The 17,194-nt window shown below is 68.6% G+C and carries 16 protein-coding genes; 10 read left to right on the forward strand and 6 right to left on the reverse strand.

Annotation, left to right across the window (positions count from 1 at the left end; all coding sequences use genetic code 11):
* Both MFM001_RS17005 and MFM001_RS17010 read right to left on the reverse strand, forming a co-directional pair.
* The gene (locus MFM001_RS17005) at positions 1-663 is read right to left on the reverse strand and encodes a cutinase family protein (RefSeq protein WP_116376436.1); all 663 of its coding nucleotides are present in this window, start codon (positions 661-663) and stop codon (positions 1-3) included.
* A gap of 18 nt (positions 664-681) precedes the next feature.
* Positions 682-1,332, reverse strand: a complete 651-nt coding sequence (locus MFM001_RS17010) for a cutinase family protein (protein WP_116376466.1) — start codon at positions 1,330-1,332, stop codon at positions 682-684.
* A 166-nt stretch (positions 1,333-1,498) separates the two neighbouring features.
* On the opposite strand from MFM001_RS17010, the gene eccB reads away from it, so the two are divergent.
* A complete protein-coding gene (eccB, locus tag MFM001_RS17015) occupies positions 1,499-2,845 on the forward strand; it encodes a type VII secretion protein EccB (protein WP_116376437.1) in 1,347 nt (448 codons plus the stop codon).
* Here the strand turns inward: eccB and mycP are convergent.
* Together mycP and eccD are read right to left on the reverse strand one after the other, a co-directional pair.
* Entirely contained in the window at positions 2,813-4,132 is a 1,320-nt protein-coding gene (gene mycP / locus MFM001_RS17020) for a type VII secretion-associated serine protease mycosin (RefSeq protein ID WP_192886971.1), read from the reverse strand. The genes eccB and mycP overlap by 33 nt on opposite strands.
* 8 nt (positions 4,133-4,140) lie before the next feature.
* Complete coding sequence (gene eccD, locus MFM001_RS17025) at positions 4,141-5,475, reverse strand: type VII secretion integral membrane protein EccD (protein WP_160118024.1); 1,335 nt, start codon at positions 5,473-5,475, stop codon at positions 4,141-4,143.
* A gap of 94 nt (positions 5,476-5,569) precedes the next feature.
* On the opposite strand from eccD, the gene eccCb reads away from it, so the two are divergent.
* The 9 genes from eccCb to MFM001_RS17070 all read left to right on the forward strand — a co-directional run bounded on the left by eccCb (position 5,570) and on the right by MFM001_RS17070 (position 15,252).
* Entirely contained in the window at positions 5,570-9,181 is a 3,612-nt protein-coding gene (eccCb, locus tag MFM001_RS17030; protein ID WP_116376440.1) for a type VII secretion protein EccCb, read from the forward strand.
* 56 nt (positions 9,182-9,237) lie between these two features.
* On the forward strand, positions 9,238-10,341 hold the full coding sequence (locus MFM001_RS17035; RefSeq protein WP_116376441.1) for a type VII secretion-associated protein: 1,104 nt from the start codon (positions 9,238-9,240) through the stop codon (positions 10,339-10,341).
* 124 nt (positions 10,342-10,465) lie between these two features.
* Positions 10,466-10,744 (forward strand): WXG100 family type VII secretion target, encoded by a 279-nt coding sequence (locus MFM001_RS17040; RefSeq protein WP_371685556.1) that lies wholly within the window; start codon positions 10,466-10,468, stop codon positions 10,742-10,744.
* Positions 10,745-10,747: 3 nt separating this feature from the next.
* A complete protein-coding gene (locus MFM001_RS17045; RefSeq protein ID WP_116376442.1) occupies positions 10,748-11,044 on the forward strand; it encodes a WXG100 family type VII secretion target in 297 nt (98 codons plus the stop codon).
* Positions 11,045-11,265: 221 nt separating this feature from the next.
* Positions 11,266-11,709, forward strand: a complete 444-nt coding sequence (rplM, locus tag MFM001_RS17050; RefSeq protein WP_045384511.1) for a 50S ribosomal protein L13 — start codon at positions 11,266-11,268, stop codon at positions 11,707-11,709.
* Complete coding sequence (gene rpsI / locus MFM001_RS17055; protein ID WP_192886972.1) at positions 11,706-12,170, forward strand: 30S ribosomal protein S9; 465 nt, start codon at positions 11,706-11,708, stop codon at positions 12,168-12,170. Before rplM ends, rpsI begins: the two co-directional genes overlap by 4 nt.
* 98 nt (positions 12,171-12,268) lie before the next feature.
* On the forward strand, positions 12,269-13,603 hold the full coding sequence (glmM, locus tag MFM001_RS17060) for a phosphoglucosamine mutase (protein ID WP_116376443.1): 1,335 nt from the start codon (positions 12,269-12,271) through the stop codon (positions 13,601-13,603).
* Positions 13,604-13,642: 39 nt separating this feature from the next.
* Positions 13,643-13,942 (forward strand): type VII secretion target, encoded by a 300-nt coding sequence (locus MFM001_RS17065; RefSeq protein WP_116376444.1) that lies wholly within the window; start codon positions 13,643-13,645, stop codon positions 13,940-13,942.
* Positions 13,939-15,252: a hypothetical protein gene (locus MFM001_RS17070; RefSeq protein ID WP_116376445.1), complete on the forward strand. Its 1,314-nt coding sequence runs from the start codon at positions 13,939-13,941 to the stop codon at positions 15,250-15,252. The genes MFM001_RS17065 and MFM001_RS17070 overlap by 4 nt, the downstream gene beginning before the upstream one ends.
* A gap of 10 nt (positions 15,253-15,262) precedes the next feature.
* Here MFM001_RS17070 and MFM001_RS17075 read toward each other — a convergent pair whose 3' ends face one another.
* Both MFM001_RS17075 and MFM001_RS17080 read right to left on the reverse strand, forming a co-directional pair.
* Positions 15,263-16,303: an LLM class F420-dependent oxidoreductase gene (locus tag MFM001_RS17075; RefSeq protein WP_116376446.1), complete on the reverse strand. Its 1,041-nt coding sequence runs from the start codon at positions 16,301-16,303 to the stop codon at positions 15,263-15,265.
* Positions 16,304-16,340: 37 nt separating this feature from the next.
* Complete coding sequence (locus MFM001_RS17080; RefSeq protein WP_116376447.1) at positions 16,341-17,177, reverse strand: dienelactone hydrolase family protein; 837 nt, start codon at positions 17,175-17,177, stop codon at positions 16,341-16,343.
* Positions 17,178-17,194: the final 17 nt, after the last annotated feature.

The raw sequence follows: 17,194 nt of genomic DNA on the forward strand, positions 1-17,194 counted from the left end.
TCAGAGCTTGCCGGCGACGAAGTCGGCGGCTTGGTTGACCATGCCGGCCTGGATGTACGCCGGCGCCAGGTGCTGAGGCCAGTTGTTTTGCCAGGTCTTCGGGTCGGCCGGGTTGCAGATCGGATCGTCGCCGTGGCACAGCTCGATGGTCCGGTCGTTGTAGGTGGGGTTGAAGTTTGTGATGGGCCCCACCCATTGACTTCCGTTGCCGAACAACGCGACTGCGGCGACGTGCTGGTCCACGCCAGGCGGCAGGGGGTTTTCGAAGCCGAACATCGGGCCGGGAGCCGCGAGGACCACGTCAGTGACGGCAGCACCGAGCGAGTAGCCGCCGAGCACCAGCCGAGTGTCGGGGCAGTTGTCGGCCATGTACTGAATGTGGCCGCTCATGTCGTTGGCACCCCGTTGCACGTCGGTGTTCGCGGCGTAGTTGACGGCGTACAGACCGATGTTCTTGTTGGGCACCCGGGACCGCAGCGCGCTGAGCAGCGCGTTGCCGATCTGCCCGGGCCCGGGCGGCTCCAGGCGGCCCCGGGCGAACACCAGCTGGACATCCGAACAGGACGCCGCCGACGCGGCGGGTGCGGGCACAGTCACCAACGCCGCTGCGACAAGCAACGCGGCGAGCACCGGTAGCCACCGGCCTATCGGGCGGAAACTCATAGCCCGATATTAGCCGGTCTAATTGATGTGCACCTCGGGTTGCATATGTTGCTGGCCGGCCAACAGTCTGGCCGCGATGAACGTCGCCGCCTGGGTGGTGTAGGTGGGCACGTAACCGTCGGTGTGGTCGCTCCACTCGTTGCCCGGGCCGGCGTGGCAGATCGGGTCGCCGGGGTTGCACAGGTCGATGGCCTTGGAACCCAGCAGTGCGCTCTGGGCGGAAATCGGGCTGCCCGACCGGTCGGCGATATTGCCGAAGGTGGCAAGCGCGGTGATCTTGTCGGCGTATTCGGCGGGCAGCGGGCTGCCGAACGACAGGCCTCCTACCGGGACCCCGGCCACGATGTCCATCACCGACGCGCCCTGCGAGTAGCCGCCCAGCACGATCTTGGTGTCCGGGCAGGCTTGCACCACGTCTTTGACCCGTTTGATGGTGTCGTTGGCGCCGTCGCCGCCGCCCAACTGCAACTTGCCTGCCGGGTAGTTCACCCCATACGCGTCGATGTTCATCCCGGTCTGCTGGCGCAACGAGTCGATCAAGGCCTGACCGACGCGTCCGACACCGGGCTTCTCGCTGGTCCCGCGGGCGAAGATCACCTCGACGTCCGGGCAGTCGACTGCGGAGGCGGACGGGACGCCGGCCGGGAGTGCGCTGGGGGCTACCAACATGGCGCCGGCGGCCAGTACCGCGGCGCCCAGGCGGTTCCAGCGACGGGTGTGGTGGTAAAGCACGAAGCGATAGTACCGGTTACCTGCGAAATCCTCATTTCCTGTGGATTGAGGGGTACGCCGGGAGCGGCCACCGGTTTATCGTGAGCCCGATTCCGGGGGAACAATGGCGACGACCCAGTTGCACCTCAGCGGGTATCGATTTCTGCTCCGTCGCATCGAGTCCGCGCTGCTCGGCCGGGATGCCCGCGCCCATCCGATGCGGGCAGTGGCGGCCGGTGCCCTCCTGGCGACCGCCGTGGTTGCCGGCTGTGCAGTACTGGCCGTGCTACGGCCGCAGGGAGCGTTGGGAGACGCGCCGATCGTGATGGGCCGGCAGTCCGGAGCGCTCTACGTCCGCGTCGGCGACACGTGGCATCCGGTGCTGAACCTGGCGTCGGCGCGGCTGATCGCGGCGACCAACAGCAACCCGCAGCCCGTGGCGGAATCCGCGCTGAGCCGCACCAGGCGCGGCCCGCTGATGGGAATCCCCGGTGCACCCCAATTTCTGCCCGAGCCGCTGAGCGCCGACGAAACCAGCTGGTCTGTCTGTGACAGCGACGCCGGCACGACGGTCGTCATCGGCTCCGGGGACGCGTCGCATCGGCCGGTACAGACCGTGCTGGCGACCGCCGGTCCCGGCGCGTCGACCTATCTGCTCTACGACGGGCGTCGAGCAGTGGTGGATCTCGCCGACCCCGTAGTGGTCCGTGCGCTGCGGTTGGACGGCGTTGTGCCGCACAAGGTTTCGCATGCCCTGCTGAACGCCGTCCCGGAGGCGCCGCCGATCACCGCGCCACGCATTCCCGGGGGCGGGCCGGGGCGGTTACCGGGATTCCCGATCGGAAGTGTGCTGCGCATCGCACGCGCCGACCGCGACGAGCATTACGTCGTGCTCGCGGGCGGGGTTCAGCGCGTCGGGCAGGTTGCCGCAGATCTCGCGCGGCTCAGCGACACTCGCGGCGCCCGCACCATCATCTCGGTGGCTCCCGACGTCATCCGCTCCGCTCCGGCGGTCACCGATTTGCCGGTATCCACATTTCCGGACCGGGCTTCGACGCCGGTGAACATCGACCACATGCCGCTATGCGCGACGTGGACACCCACGCCGGCGGGCGCCACCGTGTCGATTGCCGCCGGTGCTCTTCCCTTCCCAGCGGGCCAGCAGCCGGTCGCGCTGTCGCAAGGAGACGGCGCGGGCCCCGCCGTCGACGCAGTCGCCGTCCCGCCCGGTCGCAGCGCGTACGTCCGCGCGACCGGCTTGTCTGGCGACAACCCGGAAGCCGGCACCCGACAGTTGGTCACCGATACCGGCGTGCGGTTCGCCATCCGCGACGACGACGCCGCGCGGGCTCTGGGCCTGCCGCAGACGGCCATTCCGGCGCCCTGGCCGGTGTTGGCGACGCTGCCGGCGGGACCGGAACTGAGCAGAGCACGGGCGCTAGTCGCGCGGGACACCATCGGTGCGCCGTAGCCGGGCCTTCACGGTGCCGGCGATCAGCGTCACCGCAAGCAGCGCCAGGCAGATCGCCGCACCGGTGAACGCGGTGTTGCGAGAGCTGCGATCGGGAGCCGCGACTGGTGTTGGCGGCGCAACGGGCACCGGCCGGTCACGGGGCGGTGGATTCGCCGGGGCGTCGGTGCTGACGGCGGCGAGGACGTCGACGACGCCGTTGCCCACCAGCGAATCCCGTCCGCCCGGTGGATGATGCGCGGTCGTCTCGATGCGTTGCATGACCTGCCGGGCGGACAGCGCCGGGAATCGGGTGCGGATCAGCGCGGCCAGCCCGCTGACCACCGGCGCGGCGTAACTCGTTCCCGACAGCAGCTCTGAATCAGGCTCTGCACCAAGTGCATTCACTATCCCGTCGCCGGTCAGACTCAGCGACATCACCGCTTCACCGGATGCGGCCACGTCGACCCATGGGCCGGCGAGGGTGAACGGCGACGGCTCGCCGCGCGAGTTGACCGAGCCGACCGTCAGCACGTAGTCGTCGTACCACGCCGGGCTGACCGCGACAGTGGCGGTGTCCCAGGTGGTTTCGGGTTGCTGTGCCGGACACTGCGCCGTGCCGCCGGTGTTTCCGGCGGCCGCGATCACGACGGCGTTCTTGGTGTCGACGGCGTAGGCCAGCGCTGCGCCCAAGGCACGGTCGTCGAGCCGGGTATCCACTGAGACACAAGCGACCGAGGAGATGTTGATCACCGAAGCACCGAGGTCGGCTGCAGTTCGGACGGCTTTCGCCAACGTGTCCACATCACCGAATCCGGTAGTCGACGGATCGGCGATCGCGCCGAATTTGGTGCTGGACTGGCGGATGCTGATCAACGTGACGTCGGGCGCGACACCGCTGAAACCGTCCTGCTCGGGATCCGGTGCTGCGGCGATGATTCCGGCAACCGCGGTGCCGTGGCCGTCGCAGTCCTGCGTGCCGTCGCCGGTGGACACGTAGTCGCCGCCGGCCACCGTGTCGGGCAGCCGCGGATGCGGCGCGACGCCGGTGTCGATGACGGCGACTCGCTGACCCGAGCCGCGGCTGAGTCGCCACACCTGCGGAAGGTCGATGCCTGCGAGCTGGGTTGGCTTGTCGTCGTGAGTTGCTGGGACCGAGCACATTTCGCGCTGCACGGTCGGCGTCGGAGGGGCCGGCGGCGCCGGTTCGGGTAGCCGGCTGTGATCGATCGGCGGCGGCGTCACCGCGTGCGCGGCCGGCGGTGTCGTGAACGCGACGGCCAGGACGCAGCTTGCCACGCGCCACATCCACCCGGTCATGACAGGCTGAGGCCCCGGGCTGCACCGTAGAGTCCGCAGATCCAGCAGGCCAGCGGGACCAGGGCCGCCAACGCGAGACGCTCCAGCATCCCGAGGCCCCGCCAGGCGACAGGGGAAAGTCGCAGAGTCGGAACGACGAGAGCGGTGGCGCTCAACATCACCGTCGCCGCCGTCAGCCACAGGATGGAGGGCCGGAAGGCGATGGCGCCGGCGACGAAGGCGGCGCTGAGTGCGGCCGTGCCGCTCACCGCCAGCGTCACGGCTTTCGGCATGTCGCGGTGCGAGCGTGCTTGCGACAGCAGAACCGCACCGGTCACCGCGGCGAACACGACACCGATATGCCGGTCACCGGTGGGGCACAGCGCGACCGCTACCGCACCGGATGTGGCTGTGGTGGAGAACGTCCCGAGCAGACCAGTCAGGCAGGCATTGGCGCGGATCGCCTTGCCGGGCAGCATGTCTGCAGGCATATCGCCGGCCAGCCGGGGTGACAAACCTGCGACCAGAATCGAGATCGGTGCAGAAACCTCGATCAGGGCCAGCGCGGCCACGACGCAGGTCGCGCCGATCGCGGGCAGTGGGAAGGTGGTCAGGGTGGCTACGAGCGCGGCGACCGCTGAGCACAGCGAGCAGCCGGTCACCGCGGTGAATAGTGCTGTGTCGCAGCTGGTTAGCCGTAGCACGATAATGGCGGTCACAGCGGCCGTCGTCGCGGCGAGCAATGCGTTGGGGGCGGCTGGGCCGCCCGGGACCGCCAGCAGACCGGCGATCCCAGCGAATCCGATTGCCAGTAACCCCAGCAACCGCGCTGCGATGCCATCGCGGAATCCACGGTCTGCCACTATGGCAGCGGCAAGTGCGATACCGGCCACTGCGGCCGCAATCGCGGCACCGGCCTGCCGGGCCTCGTTGGCACACAACGACTGTCGTATCAGAAGCACAGCACCGACGGCGACCAACCAGAGCGCCGAGAGCGCGCCGGTGACCCGAGCTGCGTGCGGGGTCCACGGCCGGGCGGCCGTGGCGAGTGAGGTGGACACGGCTTCGGCGGCGTCGTCGAACTGTGGTGGCGGAATGTCGATGGACGACCGGGTGAGGATCAGCGTTTCGCCGTCGCGAATCGCTTGTTGCGCCAATGTCGTCGACGCTTCTAGAGGTCTGTGCCCCGGACGCGACAGCTGGTAGCGCGTCGGCTCGTCTTGGCGGCCGTGCTCGGCGGCCAGGATGTCCACGATCGGCGGGATCAGGGTTGCGATCGGCACACCCGCCGGCAGTGACAGGTCGACCCGGGCCTGATCGGCGTAAATCGAGAGCCGGCGCAGTTCTTGCACGGTGGGCACGTTAATCGGCGCCGGCGGTGGCGCGCGTACGTCAATCCACAGCTGACTTGCCCGTGATCACACCGGTGCTTAGCGTGCCATCGCGATGACCGTGGGTTTCGTGCCGCCGCCGCGGCTGCCAGCGCCGGCGTTCGACACCGCCGACATAGCGGTGGCCGCGCCGCCGCAGCCCGCCCGGCCGGCGCAGGCCGCGATGGCCACCCGGTTGTTGCCGGCCGCGATGGCCGGCGCCACCGTCGTGCTGATGGCGGTGGCCTTCTACTCTCGGTCCGGTATCGCGCGTATCCCGGTCCTCGTGGCGTTTCCGCTGATGATGCTGATCTCGGCAGTGGTATCCGCGATCGCCGGTCGCGACCGCTGGCGTGCCGACATCGACGACGACCGGACCGACTATCTCGCCTACCTCGGCGACCTGCGCGTTACCGTAATGAAAAGTGCTGCCGCACAGCGTGCGTCGCTGAACTGGCGGCACCCAGAGCCCGATGCGCTGTGGACACTGGTCGGCGGCGAGCGGATGTGGGAGCGGCGACCGACTGACCCCGACTTCTGTTGTGTGCGGATCGGCACCGGCCGCCAGCCCCTCGCAACTCGTCTGGTACCACCGCAGCCCCCCGGGGCGAACCGCTCGGACCCGGTCACAATCTCGGCGTTGCGACGCTTCCTGCACGCGCACCAGACAATCCGCGACGTGCCGGTCGCGCTCGACCTGCGCACGCTGCGCGCCCTGACCGTCGCGGGTGACAAGGCGTGTGCGAGGGGATCGCTGCGTGCGATGATCTGCCAGCTCGCCGTCATGCACAGTCCTGCTCGGCTGGCGCTCGTCGGCGCGATCGACGAGCGCGAGAGAGCGCAGTGGGACTGGCTGAAATGGCTGCCGCACAACCAACATCCGAGGGCCACCGATGACGTCGGCTCAGCCCGGATGGTGTATCGGACGCTGCGAGTAGCCGAGGAAGCTGTCCTTGACTTGCTGCGCGACCACGCGGCGCCACCGCAGGTGGTGATCATCGTCGACGCCGGTGGGATCGTCGGCTTGACTGTGGCCCAGGCCGGGGCCGAACACCTGACCATCGGCGACGACGTGGTCGCGCGCCCAGACCGCATGGATCTCGCCGCCGCGCTGGCGTGCGCGCAGCGGCTGGCCGCCTACCACGCCGACGATGCTTCCTCCGACGTTGTCCCTGCGTGGCAGCGGCTGCTGGGCATCGACGACTTAGCCACATTCGCACCGGCAGCATTGTGGGACAGCGGGTCTCGACGCGATAGACTCCGAGTCCCGATCGGCACGACCACCGACGGCAGCGCGGTGGAGCTCGACATCAAGGAGGCCGCCGAGAACGGTATGGGCCCACACGGACTGTGCGTCGGCGCTACCGGATCGGGAAAGTCCGAGCTGCTGCGCAGCATTGCTTTGGGCATGATGATCCGCCACTCACCCGAAGCGCTCAACCTGGTGCTCGTGGACTTCAAGGGCGGTGCGACCTTTCTCGGTCTGGAAAAGAGCCCTCACGTCGCGGCGGTCATCACCAACCTGTCCGACGAAGCGCCGTTGGTCGCGCGGATGCGCGAGGCGTTGACCGGCGAGATGAATCGCCGTCAGGAGTTGCTCAGGGCGGCTGGGAACTTCGACAACATCACTGCCTACCAGCAGGCAGGGCAGGGCGGAGTGCGGCTACCCAACTTGTTCATCATTGTCGACGAGTTTTCTGAACTGCTCAGCCAGCACCCGGATTTCGCGGAGGTGTTCGTGGCGATCGGCCGCCTCGGCCGTTCGCTGGGTATGCATTTGCTCTTGGCCAGCCAACGCCTCGACGAGGGCAGGCTGCGTGGGCTGGAGTCCCACCTGTCCTATCGGATATGCCTGAAAACACTGTCCGCCACCGAGTCCCGCATTGTGCTGGGTAGCTCAGATGCCTACGAGCTGCCCAATACGCCGGGAGAGGGATACCTTCGCGCTGGTACGACCGAGCCGATTCGCTTCCACGGAACATACGTATCCGGGCCATGCGGGCTCAGGGCCCGACCCGCACCGCGCCGCAGTACGCCAGCGCCGGTTCGGCAGTTCACGTCGGCGCCGTCGGGCCGGGTCACCCTGTTGCCCAATGGGATCGACGTAGACGACCGGCGCACGATCCTGCGGACCGTGGTGGACCGGCTATCCGGCCTCGGCCCACGCGCCCATGAGGTGTGGCTGCCGCCGCTCGGGGAGGCCCCGCCACTCGACAGCGTCCTGCGCGACTTCGAGACCACCGGTGTCTTAACCGTTCCGATCGGTATCGTCGACCGCCCGTTCGAGCAGTGCCGCACGCCGTTGACCGTCGACTTAGCCGGATCCGCAGGCAATGTGGCGGTGATCGGCGCGCCGCGGTCGGGCAAGTCGACCGCGTTACGCACGCTGATCACCGCCTTGGCGGCCACCCATGACCCAAGCCGGGTGCAGTTCTATTGCCTGGACTTCGGCGGCGGCACACTGACGTCACTGCAGTGCCTGCCGCACGTCGGGTCGGTGGCCGGCAGAGCCGAGTCCGAGCTGGTCGGTCGCACGATCGCCGAGCTGGAATGCCTCCTGACGGCGCGAGAGGCGGGCGTTCGCCAATCCAGGGCGCGCCACGACGATCGCTTCGGTGACGACGTGTTCCTGGTGGTCGACGGCTGGGCCGGACTGTCCAGCGACTATCAGGGGCAGATCACCGCCATTGCTGCCCAAGGGCTTTCGTTCGGGATACATGTGGTGGTTTCGGCTTCTCGTTGGGCTGAGCTGCGGCCGGCGCTGAAGGATCAGATCGGCACCCGCATCGAGTTGCGGCTGGGCGATCCGGCTGATTCCGAATTGGACCGCCGGCGCGCGGAGCAGGTTCCCGAGGGCAGACCGGGGCGAGGTCTGTGCCGCGACGGGCAGCACATGGTGATCGCGCTGCCCCGGGTGGGGATATGCCGTCACGGTACATCGACCGCACCGCCGATCCCGCTGCTGCCCACCCACGTCGACCTGGCGAGCCACGATGTGGGCAACCGGATCGTGCTGGGGTTAGAAGAACGGCAGCGCGCCCCGGCCACAATCGATTTCGGCAGGGACACGCATCTGCTGATCCTCGGTGACGTCGGATGCGGGAAGACGGCCACGTTGCGTACTCTCTGTCGCGAAATCGTGCGGACGGCGACGCCGTCGCAGGCGCGGTTGTTCATCGTCGACTTCCGGCGATCGCTGCTCGGCGTCGTCGAATCCGAACACCTCGCTGGCTACGCCATGTCCGTGGCAGCGCTCGGCACGCTGCTGCCCGCACTGCTCGACGTGCTGCGCCGCCGGATGCCTCCACCGCACGTCACCCAGACACAGCTGCGCGACAGATCCTGGTGGTCCGGGCCGGACATCTATGTCATGGTCGACGACTACGACGTGGTCGCCGCCACTAATCCGCTGACACCGATCCTCGAATACCTGCCGCATGCAAGGGATCTGGGCTTGCACCTGGTGGTAGCCCGGCGAAGTGGCGGCGCCGCCCGTGCCCTGTTCGACCCGCTGCTTGCCGAGTTGCGCGAGTCCGGCTGCATGGGGCTGATGATGAGTGCAAGCCCGGACGAGGGTCCGCTGATCGGGTCGGTCCGGCCGTCACCGTTGCCGCCGGGTCGCGGCACGCTGACCACTCGCGGCGACGGCCGCCAATTGGTGCAAGTGGCCTGGAGCGCGCCGCCGTGAGTGCGTGCGTGATCGAGTCCGGCCCTGGCACGGTTCGCCAATTATGTTGCGGTTCAATGGCGGATAGCGGCACCGCCGCTGTGGACGCCATCGACGATCCGGTCGTCTTGATCGACGAGCGCCCGGTCGCCGTCGAGTCGCTGTGGCGTAATGTCCTGCAGTCCCTACTGTGCGACCGACCTGAGCGTCTGATCGTCGTTCACCCGTCGTGGTGGACGGAGGCGCGGGTGGCGACCGTCGTCGCCGCAGCACAGGTCCTGGCCGACGATGTCGAGCTCCGGCCGCGGACGTCGCTGCTGGCGCAAGGTTCGCCGGTGCCGGCGGTGGTCGTGGAGATCGCGCAGCGAGTGGTGGTGGTCACCGGCGCTGAGGTAACGGCCGAGCCGCGCCGCGGAGAGCCGGAGCAGGTGGCCGACGCGGTCGCACGCGTCATTGCCCGAATGAGCGCTGCCACCGTAGTGATTGACGCGCCCGACTCCGTGCCAGGAGCGGACGTGGTGGCGACGATGATCGCCGAGCGATTGCCCGCGCGCCTGACCGTGCTGCAGGTCGACGACGCACGGTTGCAGCGGCTGGCGGCGTCCGCCTTTCCGGGCGACCCGGAAGGTGCTGGCGCTGTCGCCCGAAGCCGGTGTCGGCCTTGGGGAGTCATCGTGTTGGTCCCATTAGTCGCGGCGGCGCTAGGGCTGATTGCATACAGCCATCACGCCCCGCCGGCCCCGGGAAGCATGCCGACGACGTTTCTGGTCGAAGGCCGGGTTGCGGTGCAGGTGCCGACGGGCTGGACAACGCAGCGGGTGATCGCCGGGCCGGGCTCGGCACGGATCCAGGTGACGTCGCCGTCGGATCCGCAGCTGGCGCTCCATGTGACGCAATCGCCCGTCGGCGCGCAGACTTTGGTCGGCGCGGCCGAGTCACTCAAAAACGCCATCGATGCCGAACCGCCCGGCGTCTTCGTCGACTTCAATCCGTCCGGGGTCAGCGCCGGGCGCCCGGCCGTGACCTACCGCGAGGTGCGCGCAGATCACGACATCCGGTGGAGCGTCGTACTCGACGGCCAGGTGCGGATCGCGGTTGGCTGTCAGAACCGCCGGGGCGACGACGACGCCATGCGCGACGTGTGCGAGCTGGCGGTGCGATCCGCGCATGAGGTGAAGTAGTGGCGATCGCCATCGCGGCGAACCGGCGCGCAGCGGGTCGCCACCAGAATGTTGCGTGGAACCGAACGAATCCCACCGCCGTCGTATCAATGTGACCAACACGCTGAGCACCGATTTGGACCTGATGCGCTCCGTCGCGGCGAGCACGGACAGCCGCAACGAGGAGATCCGGGCGATGCTGCAGGCCTTCATCGGCCGGATGAGCAGTGTGCCGTCGTCGGTGTGGGGCGGGGCCGCGGCCGCCCGCTTCAAAGAAGTGGTGGATCGGTGGAACGCCGAGTCGATGAAACTGCACCACGCGCTGCACGCCATCGCGGAGACCATTCGCTACAACGAGACCGCGTTGCGGGAAGCCGCCGACGACCATGCGCACCGTATCGCCGCGGCCGGCGGGAGCCTGTGACACATGGACCCAGTGCTGTCGTACAACTTCGCCGAAATCGAATACTCGGTGCGCCAGGAGATCCAGGCCACGTCGGCCCGCTTCAACGCCGCGCTGCAGGATCTGCGATCGCAGGTCGCGCCGCTGCAGGAGCTGTGGACTCGCGAAGCCGCCGCTGCCTACCGCGTCGAGCAGCTCAAATGGCACCAGGCGGCCGCCGCGCTCAACGAGATCCTGGCCAACCTGGGTAATGCCGTCCGCGACGGCGCCGACGATGTCGCGGACACCGACCACCGCGCGGCCGGCGTCTGGGCGAGGTAAAAGACTCTGTGCGCGTCCCGATGGAGGGGAGCCGTCGGGACCGCACAGTTATTCGGGCGTTTTGACCTGCGCGGATGCCCGCCGGTAAGCTGCACCGTTGGCGTACGGTACGCCGGGGCTCGGGTCAATGTCGGTCGCCGAGACCATCCCCTGCCGTCGACGCCTGACCGGCACCCCGGGTCAGACCGGGATCCAACCCGAGAGAAAGTTAGGTAAGCACCGTGCCTACATACACGCCGAAGGCGGGTGACACCACGCGGTCGTGGTACGTCATCGACGCCACGGACGTGGTGCTCGGCCGCCTTGCTGTCGCGGCAGCCAACCTGCTGCGCGGCAAGCACAAGCCGACGTTCACGCCCAATGTCGACGGTGGCGACTTCGTCATCATCGTCAACGCCGACAAGGTCGCCATCAGCGGCGACAAGCTGCAGAACAAGCTGGCTTACCGCCACTCGGGTTATCCCGGCGGTCTGCGCAGCCGCACGATCGGTGACCTGATGCAACGCCACCCCGACCGCGTCGTCGAGAAGGCGATCGTCGGGATGCTGCCCAAGAATAAGCTGGGCCGCCAGATCAAGCGCAAGCTGCGCGTCTACGCCGGCCCGGAGCATCCGCACACCGCTCAGCAGCCGGTTCCATTCGAGATCAAGCAGGTGACGCAATGACAGAAGCGGCAGAGACCGAAGCGGTGACCACCGAGAGTCCGGAAGCGGCCACCCGCGCCGACTCCTTCGTCATCGAGCGCCCCATCCAGACCGTCGGGCGTCGTAAAGAGGCCGTCGTGCGCGTCCGGCTGGTGCCGGGCACCGGCAAGTTCGACCTCGACGGGCGCAGCCTGGAGGACTACTTCCCCAACAAGGTGCACCAGCAGCTGATCAAGGCCCCGCTGGTCACCGTCGACCGGCTGGAAAGCTTCGACATCTACGCCCACCTCAACGGTGGCGGCCCGTCCGGCCAGGCCGGGGCGCTGCGGCTGGCCATCGCCCGGGCACTGATCCTGGTCACCCCCGAGGACCGGCCCGCGCTGAAGAAGGCGGGCTTCCTGACCCGTGACCCGCGGGCCACCGAGCGCAAGAAGTACGGCCTGAAGAAGGCCCGCAAGGCACCGCAGTACAGCAAGCGCTGATCGGGTATCACTTTCTGGTCGCGAGCGTGCGCAGAAACGGTTGCCGGCTGGCGTGTCGGTCCGGGGACACGCACGGTCGCGGCGGATAAAGGATGGCTATGGGTCGACTGTTCGGCACCGACGGCGTCCGCGGGACCGCCAACCGCGAGCTGACCGCGGAGCTCGCGCTGGCCCTGGGCGGCGCGGCGGCCCGGCAGCTGGCTCGTGCCGGCTCGCACCGGCCGGTCGCGGTCGTCGGCCGCGATCCCCGCGCCAGCGGCGAGATGCTCGAAGCCGCGGTGATCGCCGGTCTGACCAGCGAGGGTGTTGACGCGCTGCGGGTCGGGGTGTTGCCCACTCCCGCGGTGGCGTATCTGACCAGCGCTTACGATGCCGACTTCGGCGTGATGATCTCCGCGTCGCACAACCCGATGCCCGACAACGGGATCAAGATCTTCGGACCCGGTGGCCACAAGCTCGACGACGCCACCGAAGACCAGATCGAGGAGCTGGTCGCTGCCGGGCCGGGATTGCGGCCTGTCGGCGCCGCAATCGGGCGCGTCGTCGACGCCGAGGATGCCCTGGACCGCTACCTGCGCCACGTGGGCAAGGCCAGCACGGACCGACTCGACGGCCTGACCGTCGTCGTCGACTGCGCCCACGGCGCGGCGTCGGTCGCGGCGCCCCGCGCCTACCGTGCCGCCGGCGCCCGGGTCATCGCGATCAACGCCGAACCCAACGGGCTCAACATCAACGACGGCTGCGGGTCGACGCACCTCGACTCGCTGCGCGCGGCGGTGCTCGCCCACGGCGCCGACCTGGGTCTGGCGCACGACGGGGACGCCGACCGGTGCCTGGCCATCGACGCCGCGGGTGAGGTGGTCGACGGCGACCACATCATGGTGGTGCTGGCGCTGGCGATGCGCGAGGCCGGTGAACTGGCCGGCAACACCCTTGTCGCCACCGTGATGAGCAACCTGGGCCTGCACCTGGCCATGCGCGCGGCCGGGGTCACCGTCCGCACCACCGGAGTCGGCGACCGCTACGTGCTGGAAGAACTGCGCGCCGGCGACTACAGCCTGGGCGGCGAACAATCCGGCCACATCGTGCTGCCAGCGCTGGCCACCACCGGCGACGGCATCCTCACCGGGCTGCGGCTGATGTCGCGGATGTCGCAGACCGGCTCGACGCTGGCCGGCCTCGCGTCGGCGATGCGCACGCTGCCACAGGTACTGATCAACGTCGAGGTGGCCGACAAAGCTGCCGCGGTCGCGGCGCCTGCGGTTCGGGCCGCGGTCCAGCAAGCCGAAGCGGAGTTAGGCGACACCGGACGAATCCTGTTGCGGCCCTCGGGAACTGAACAGCTGATTCGCGTGATGGTGGAAGCGGCCGAAGAGGACACCGCTCACCGACTGGCGACGGGCATCGCCGAATCGGTGCGCGCCGGGCGCTGAGGACGGAACCCCGGCCGGGCCCGACGCGTCGTAACCGGTATGGGGCAAGCCTTCATCGATGTTGCGGCGGTGCGCGCCGTCGCGAACCGGATCGACGACTCCGCGGAACTCATTGCCGGCGCTGCCCGTTCGCAGCTGGCCGGACTGGCATTCGGCGGCGCGGTGGCGGGGCGGGCACACATTGCGCGCGGCGACACGCTGCACACCGCGGTCAACCGTCTGGCCGATGAGCTATCGCAGTGGGCACGGGCGTCTTTCGAGATCGCCGCGGCGCTGCGGGGCGGCGCCGATCGCTACGTCGAGGCCGATCGGCGTGGCGCGGATCGGGTGAGCGGGTGAGCCCGCGATTTGATGTTGCGGCGCGGCTGGCAGAGGGCCGACCGGCCGTCGAGCACGCGCAAACATATGTGAGCGCCTGTCGGGCGTTGGGTTACCAGCATCCGGACCTGACCGCGCACGATAGGCAGGTTCTCGACTGGTACGAGACCGAGGATGGCCTGGATCTACATGCGCTGGAAGGTGATTGGACCGCGCTGCGGGCCGCGGCCAACGCGGCCGAGGAGGCGCTGACCCGCCAGCGTGAGCAGATTGCCGAGCTGGCCGCGGCCTGGCGAGGGCCGGGGGCCGACGCCGCGATGCAGTTCCTGCGGCGTCACTGTGACGCCGCAGGTGTCGTGGTCGCGCGCGTCCGTGCGGCGGCAGACGGCTATGGCGAGTTGCGGGACAAGCTGTGGCAGGCGGTCGATGGTAAGGCCGCGACGGCGATCGGCGTCGACGATCGCAGTGTGGCGCAGCGCCCGGCGTGGCTGGCTGCGGCGCACACCGTCACGACGGGATCGGCCGACCGGTCAGATGCCGAGGAGCTGGTCCGCGAGCAGGTAATGCCATACGTGGACAACGACATTCGCAATGACTGGTTGACTGTAATGCACTCGACGACGGCGTCGGCGGCCGCCGCCTACGACGCGGCAGTCGATGCCCTGACGGCCGTGCCGGGTGCATGCTTTGCAATTCCCGGCGACCTGGGACCGCAAGCGCCGCGCGAGGAGCTGTTGCGTGACGAACCGGCGCCGCTGCCGATGGCCGCACCGCCCGCCAGCACCGTGCCTGCCGCCCTTCCGCCACCGAGCCCGCCCCCTCCGCTGCCGGCCGGCATGCCCGACGAGCCCACGCCGCCGCCGCTGTCCGATCTGGCGGCTCCGTTGGGCGATGCTGCCGGTATGTCCTCGGGCGCAGGCGGTTTGGGTAGCCTCGGCGGGCTCGGCGGCGGTATCGGCGGTGTGGTCGGTGCGATTGTCGACGGGATCGGCGGTTTGTTGGGCTCGCTGGCCGACGGACTCGCCGATCCGTCGGCATCCGACGACCTACCGTTCGACGATGAGCTTGATGCCGACGAGCCGCTTGAGCAGGAAGACGACAAGGAAGTCGACGACGACGCTGCAACACCAGACGAAAACCCAACCGCTACAGAGGAAGTCGCCGACGAGACCGACCCTCCGGCTGCTGAACCGCCGCCACCTCCCGAGCCTCCACCCGCCGAGCCTCCACCCGCCGAGCAGCGGCCCGCCGAGCAACCGGCGGCCGCACCGCCGGAGGAATCTACTCCATGTGAGATCGCCGCCGACGAGTTGCCGCAGGCAGGGCAGTAAACCGAAGCACCTAGGGCAACAGGCCCTTCAGTTCCTCGACGTAACGCACGGACTCGTCGCGGTCGGTGGTCGCGGGCGTCGCCAACAGCGTCGTCACCCCGGCCTCGGCGAAGGCCGCCACCCGCTCGGCGACAAATCCGCGCGGACCGATCAGCGAAACCTGGCGCACCAATTCGTCGGGCACCGCGGCGATCGCCTCGTTCTTGCGTCCAGACAGATACAGATCTTGAATTCGGTTCGCGATCTCACCGAATCCGTAACGGGTTGCCAGGTTGTGGTAGAAGTTGCGGGTCTTGGCGCCCATGCCGCCGATGTAGAGGGCAAGCTGCGGTTTGACCCACGCCAGCCGGTCCTCGACGTCGTCGCCGATGGCCAGCGACGCGCCCACCATCACATCCAGCGGTCCCAGCTCCGGATCCCGTTTGGCGAAACCGGCGTCCAGCGCCGCACCCCACGCCGACCGGGCCTTCTCCGGATAGAAGAACACCGGCTGCCATCCCTCGGCAATCTCGGCGGTGAGCTCGACGTTCTTCGGGCCCAGCGCGGCGATCGATATCGGGATCCGTTCGCGTACCGGGTGATTGATGATTTTCAGCGCCTTGCCCAACCCGGTCCCGCGGTCGGGTGGCAGCGGAACCTGGTAGTGCTTGCCGCTGTGGGTGACCCGATCGCGACGCCACACCTGCCGGCAGATGTCGACCACCTCGCGGGTACGGCCCAACGGGGCGTCGAACGGCACACCGTGAAAACCCTCGATCACCTGTGGCCCCGAGGTGCCGATGCCCAACCGAAATCGGCCGTCGGACACGAAGTCCAGGCCCGCGGCCGTCATCGCCAGCAGTGAGGGGGTGCGGGTGTAGATCGGAAACACCCCGGAGACCAACTCGACGGTGGATGTCTTGGCGGCTAGATAGCCCAACTGGCTGACCGCGTCGTAGGAATATGCTTCGGGCACGACGGCGACGTCGATCCCGACCTTCTCCAGTTCGACCACGCGGTCGACGCCTTCACGGAAACCGCCCGAGTAATCCAGCATGATGCCGATTCGCATCGTGACTTTATACCACCCAACCGGTTGGTTGGTAAACTCAGGCCTTCAGCAGCGCGACGACTTTGTCCTCGAGAGCAACCGGCTCGTGTTCGGCCGTCTCGGTGTGGGGCAACTGCAGCTCCGGATCGGCGAACTCGCGATACGTCTTGTCGCCGGCGAGTGCATACAGCAGATATCCTGTCAGCAGCGCGCGCACCGTCTTCTGCGTTTTGCGGTCGGCGCCCGGCAACCCGAATACCGTCGTCAGCCGCCGCCCTTCGATCAAGCCGCCGGCCTTGGCCTTGCTCACGACGCGCAGCGTCGCCCCATCCCAGGCCTGCACGAGCTGAATAGCGTTGGAATGCAAGGTTTTAGCGTCACCGGGCGCGCTGAACACCACTCCGGGAACTTGCAGCGACGCTGCCGGCTGTTCGGCGGGCGGCGCAGTCACCGCCGGGAAAATCGCCGCGACGGCTTTGGGTTTGGCCGGCATCCCAGCCGCCGCGAACACCGCCGCCGAGCCACCGAACCCATGACCCGCCAGCCCCAGCTTGCTGGGATGCACGCTGATCTTGCCGGGACCGAGGCGCACTCCCGCGGCGATGTCGAGCGCGGTGCCCAGGTCGTATGCGAGGTTCAGCACCGAGGGCGCCAGCCCCTTCTCGGTGTCGGGCGCCGCGGCCACGATGCCCCACGACGCCAGATGCTCCAGCAGACCCGAGTAGCGCTCGACGCCGGCCAGCCAATCGTGACCGAAGGCGACGCCGGGCAGGTTCAGGCCGGCTTCGGGTGTGTACACCACCCCGGGCAGGCCGGCGAAGGCCAGGTCACCGCGCAGAACACGGTGTGGGCCACGCCGGGTCAGGGCGGCGAAAAGCTTCTTGGTGCTGGCCACGCGTTTCTCCTATGTCA

This window comes from Mycobacterium sp. MFM001 (genome assembly GCF_003402475.1).
Lineage (GTDB): Bacteria > Actinomycetota > Actinomycetes > Mycobacteriales > Mycobacteriaceae > Mycobacterium.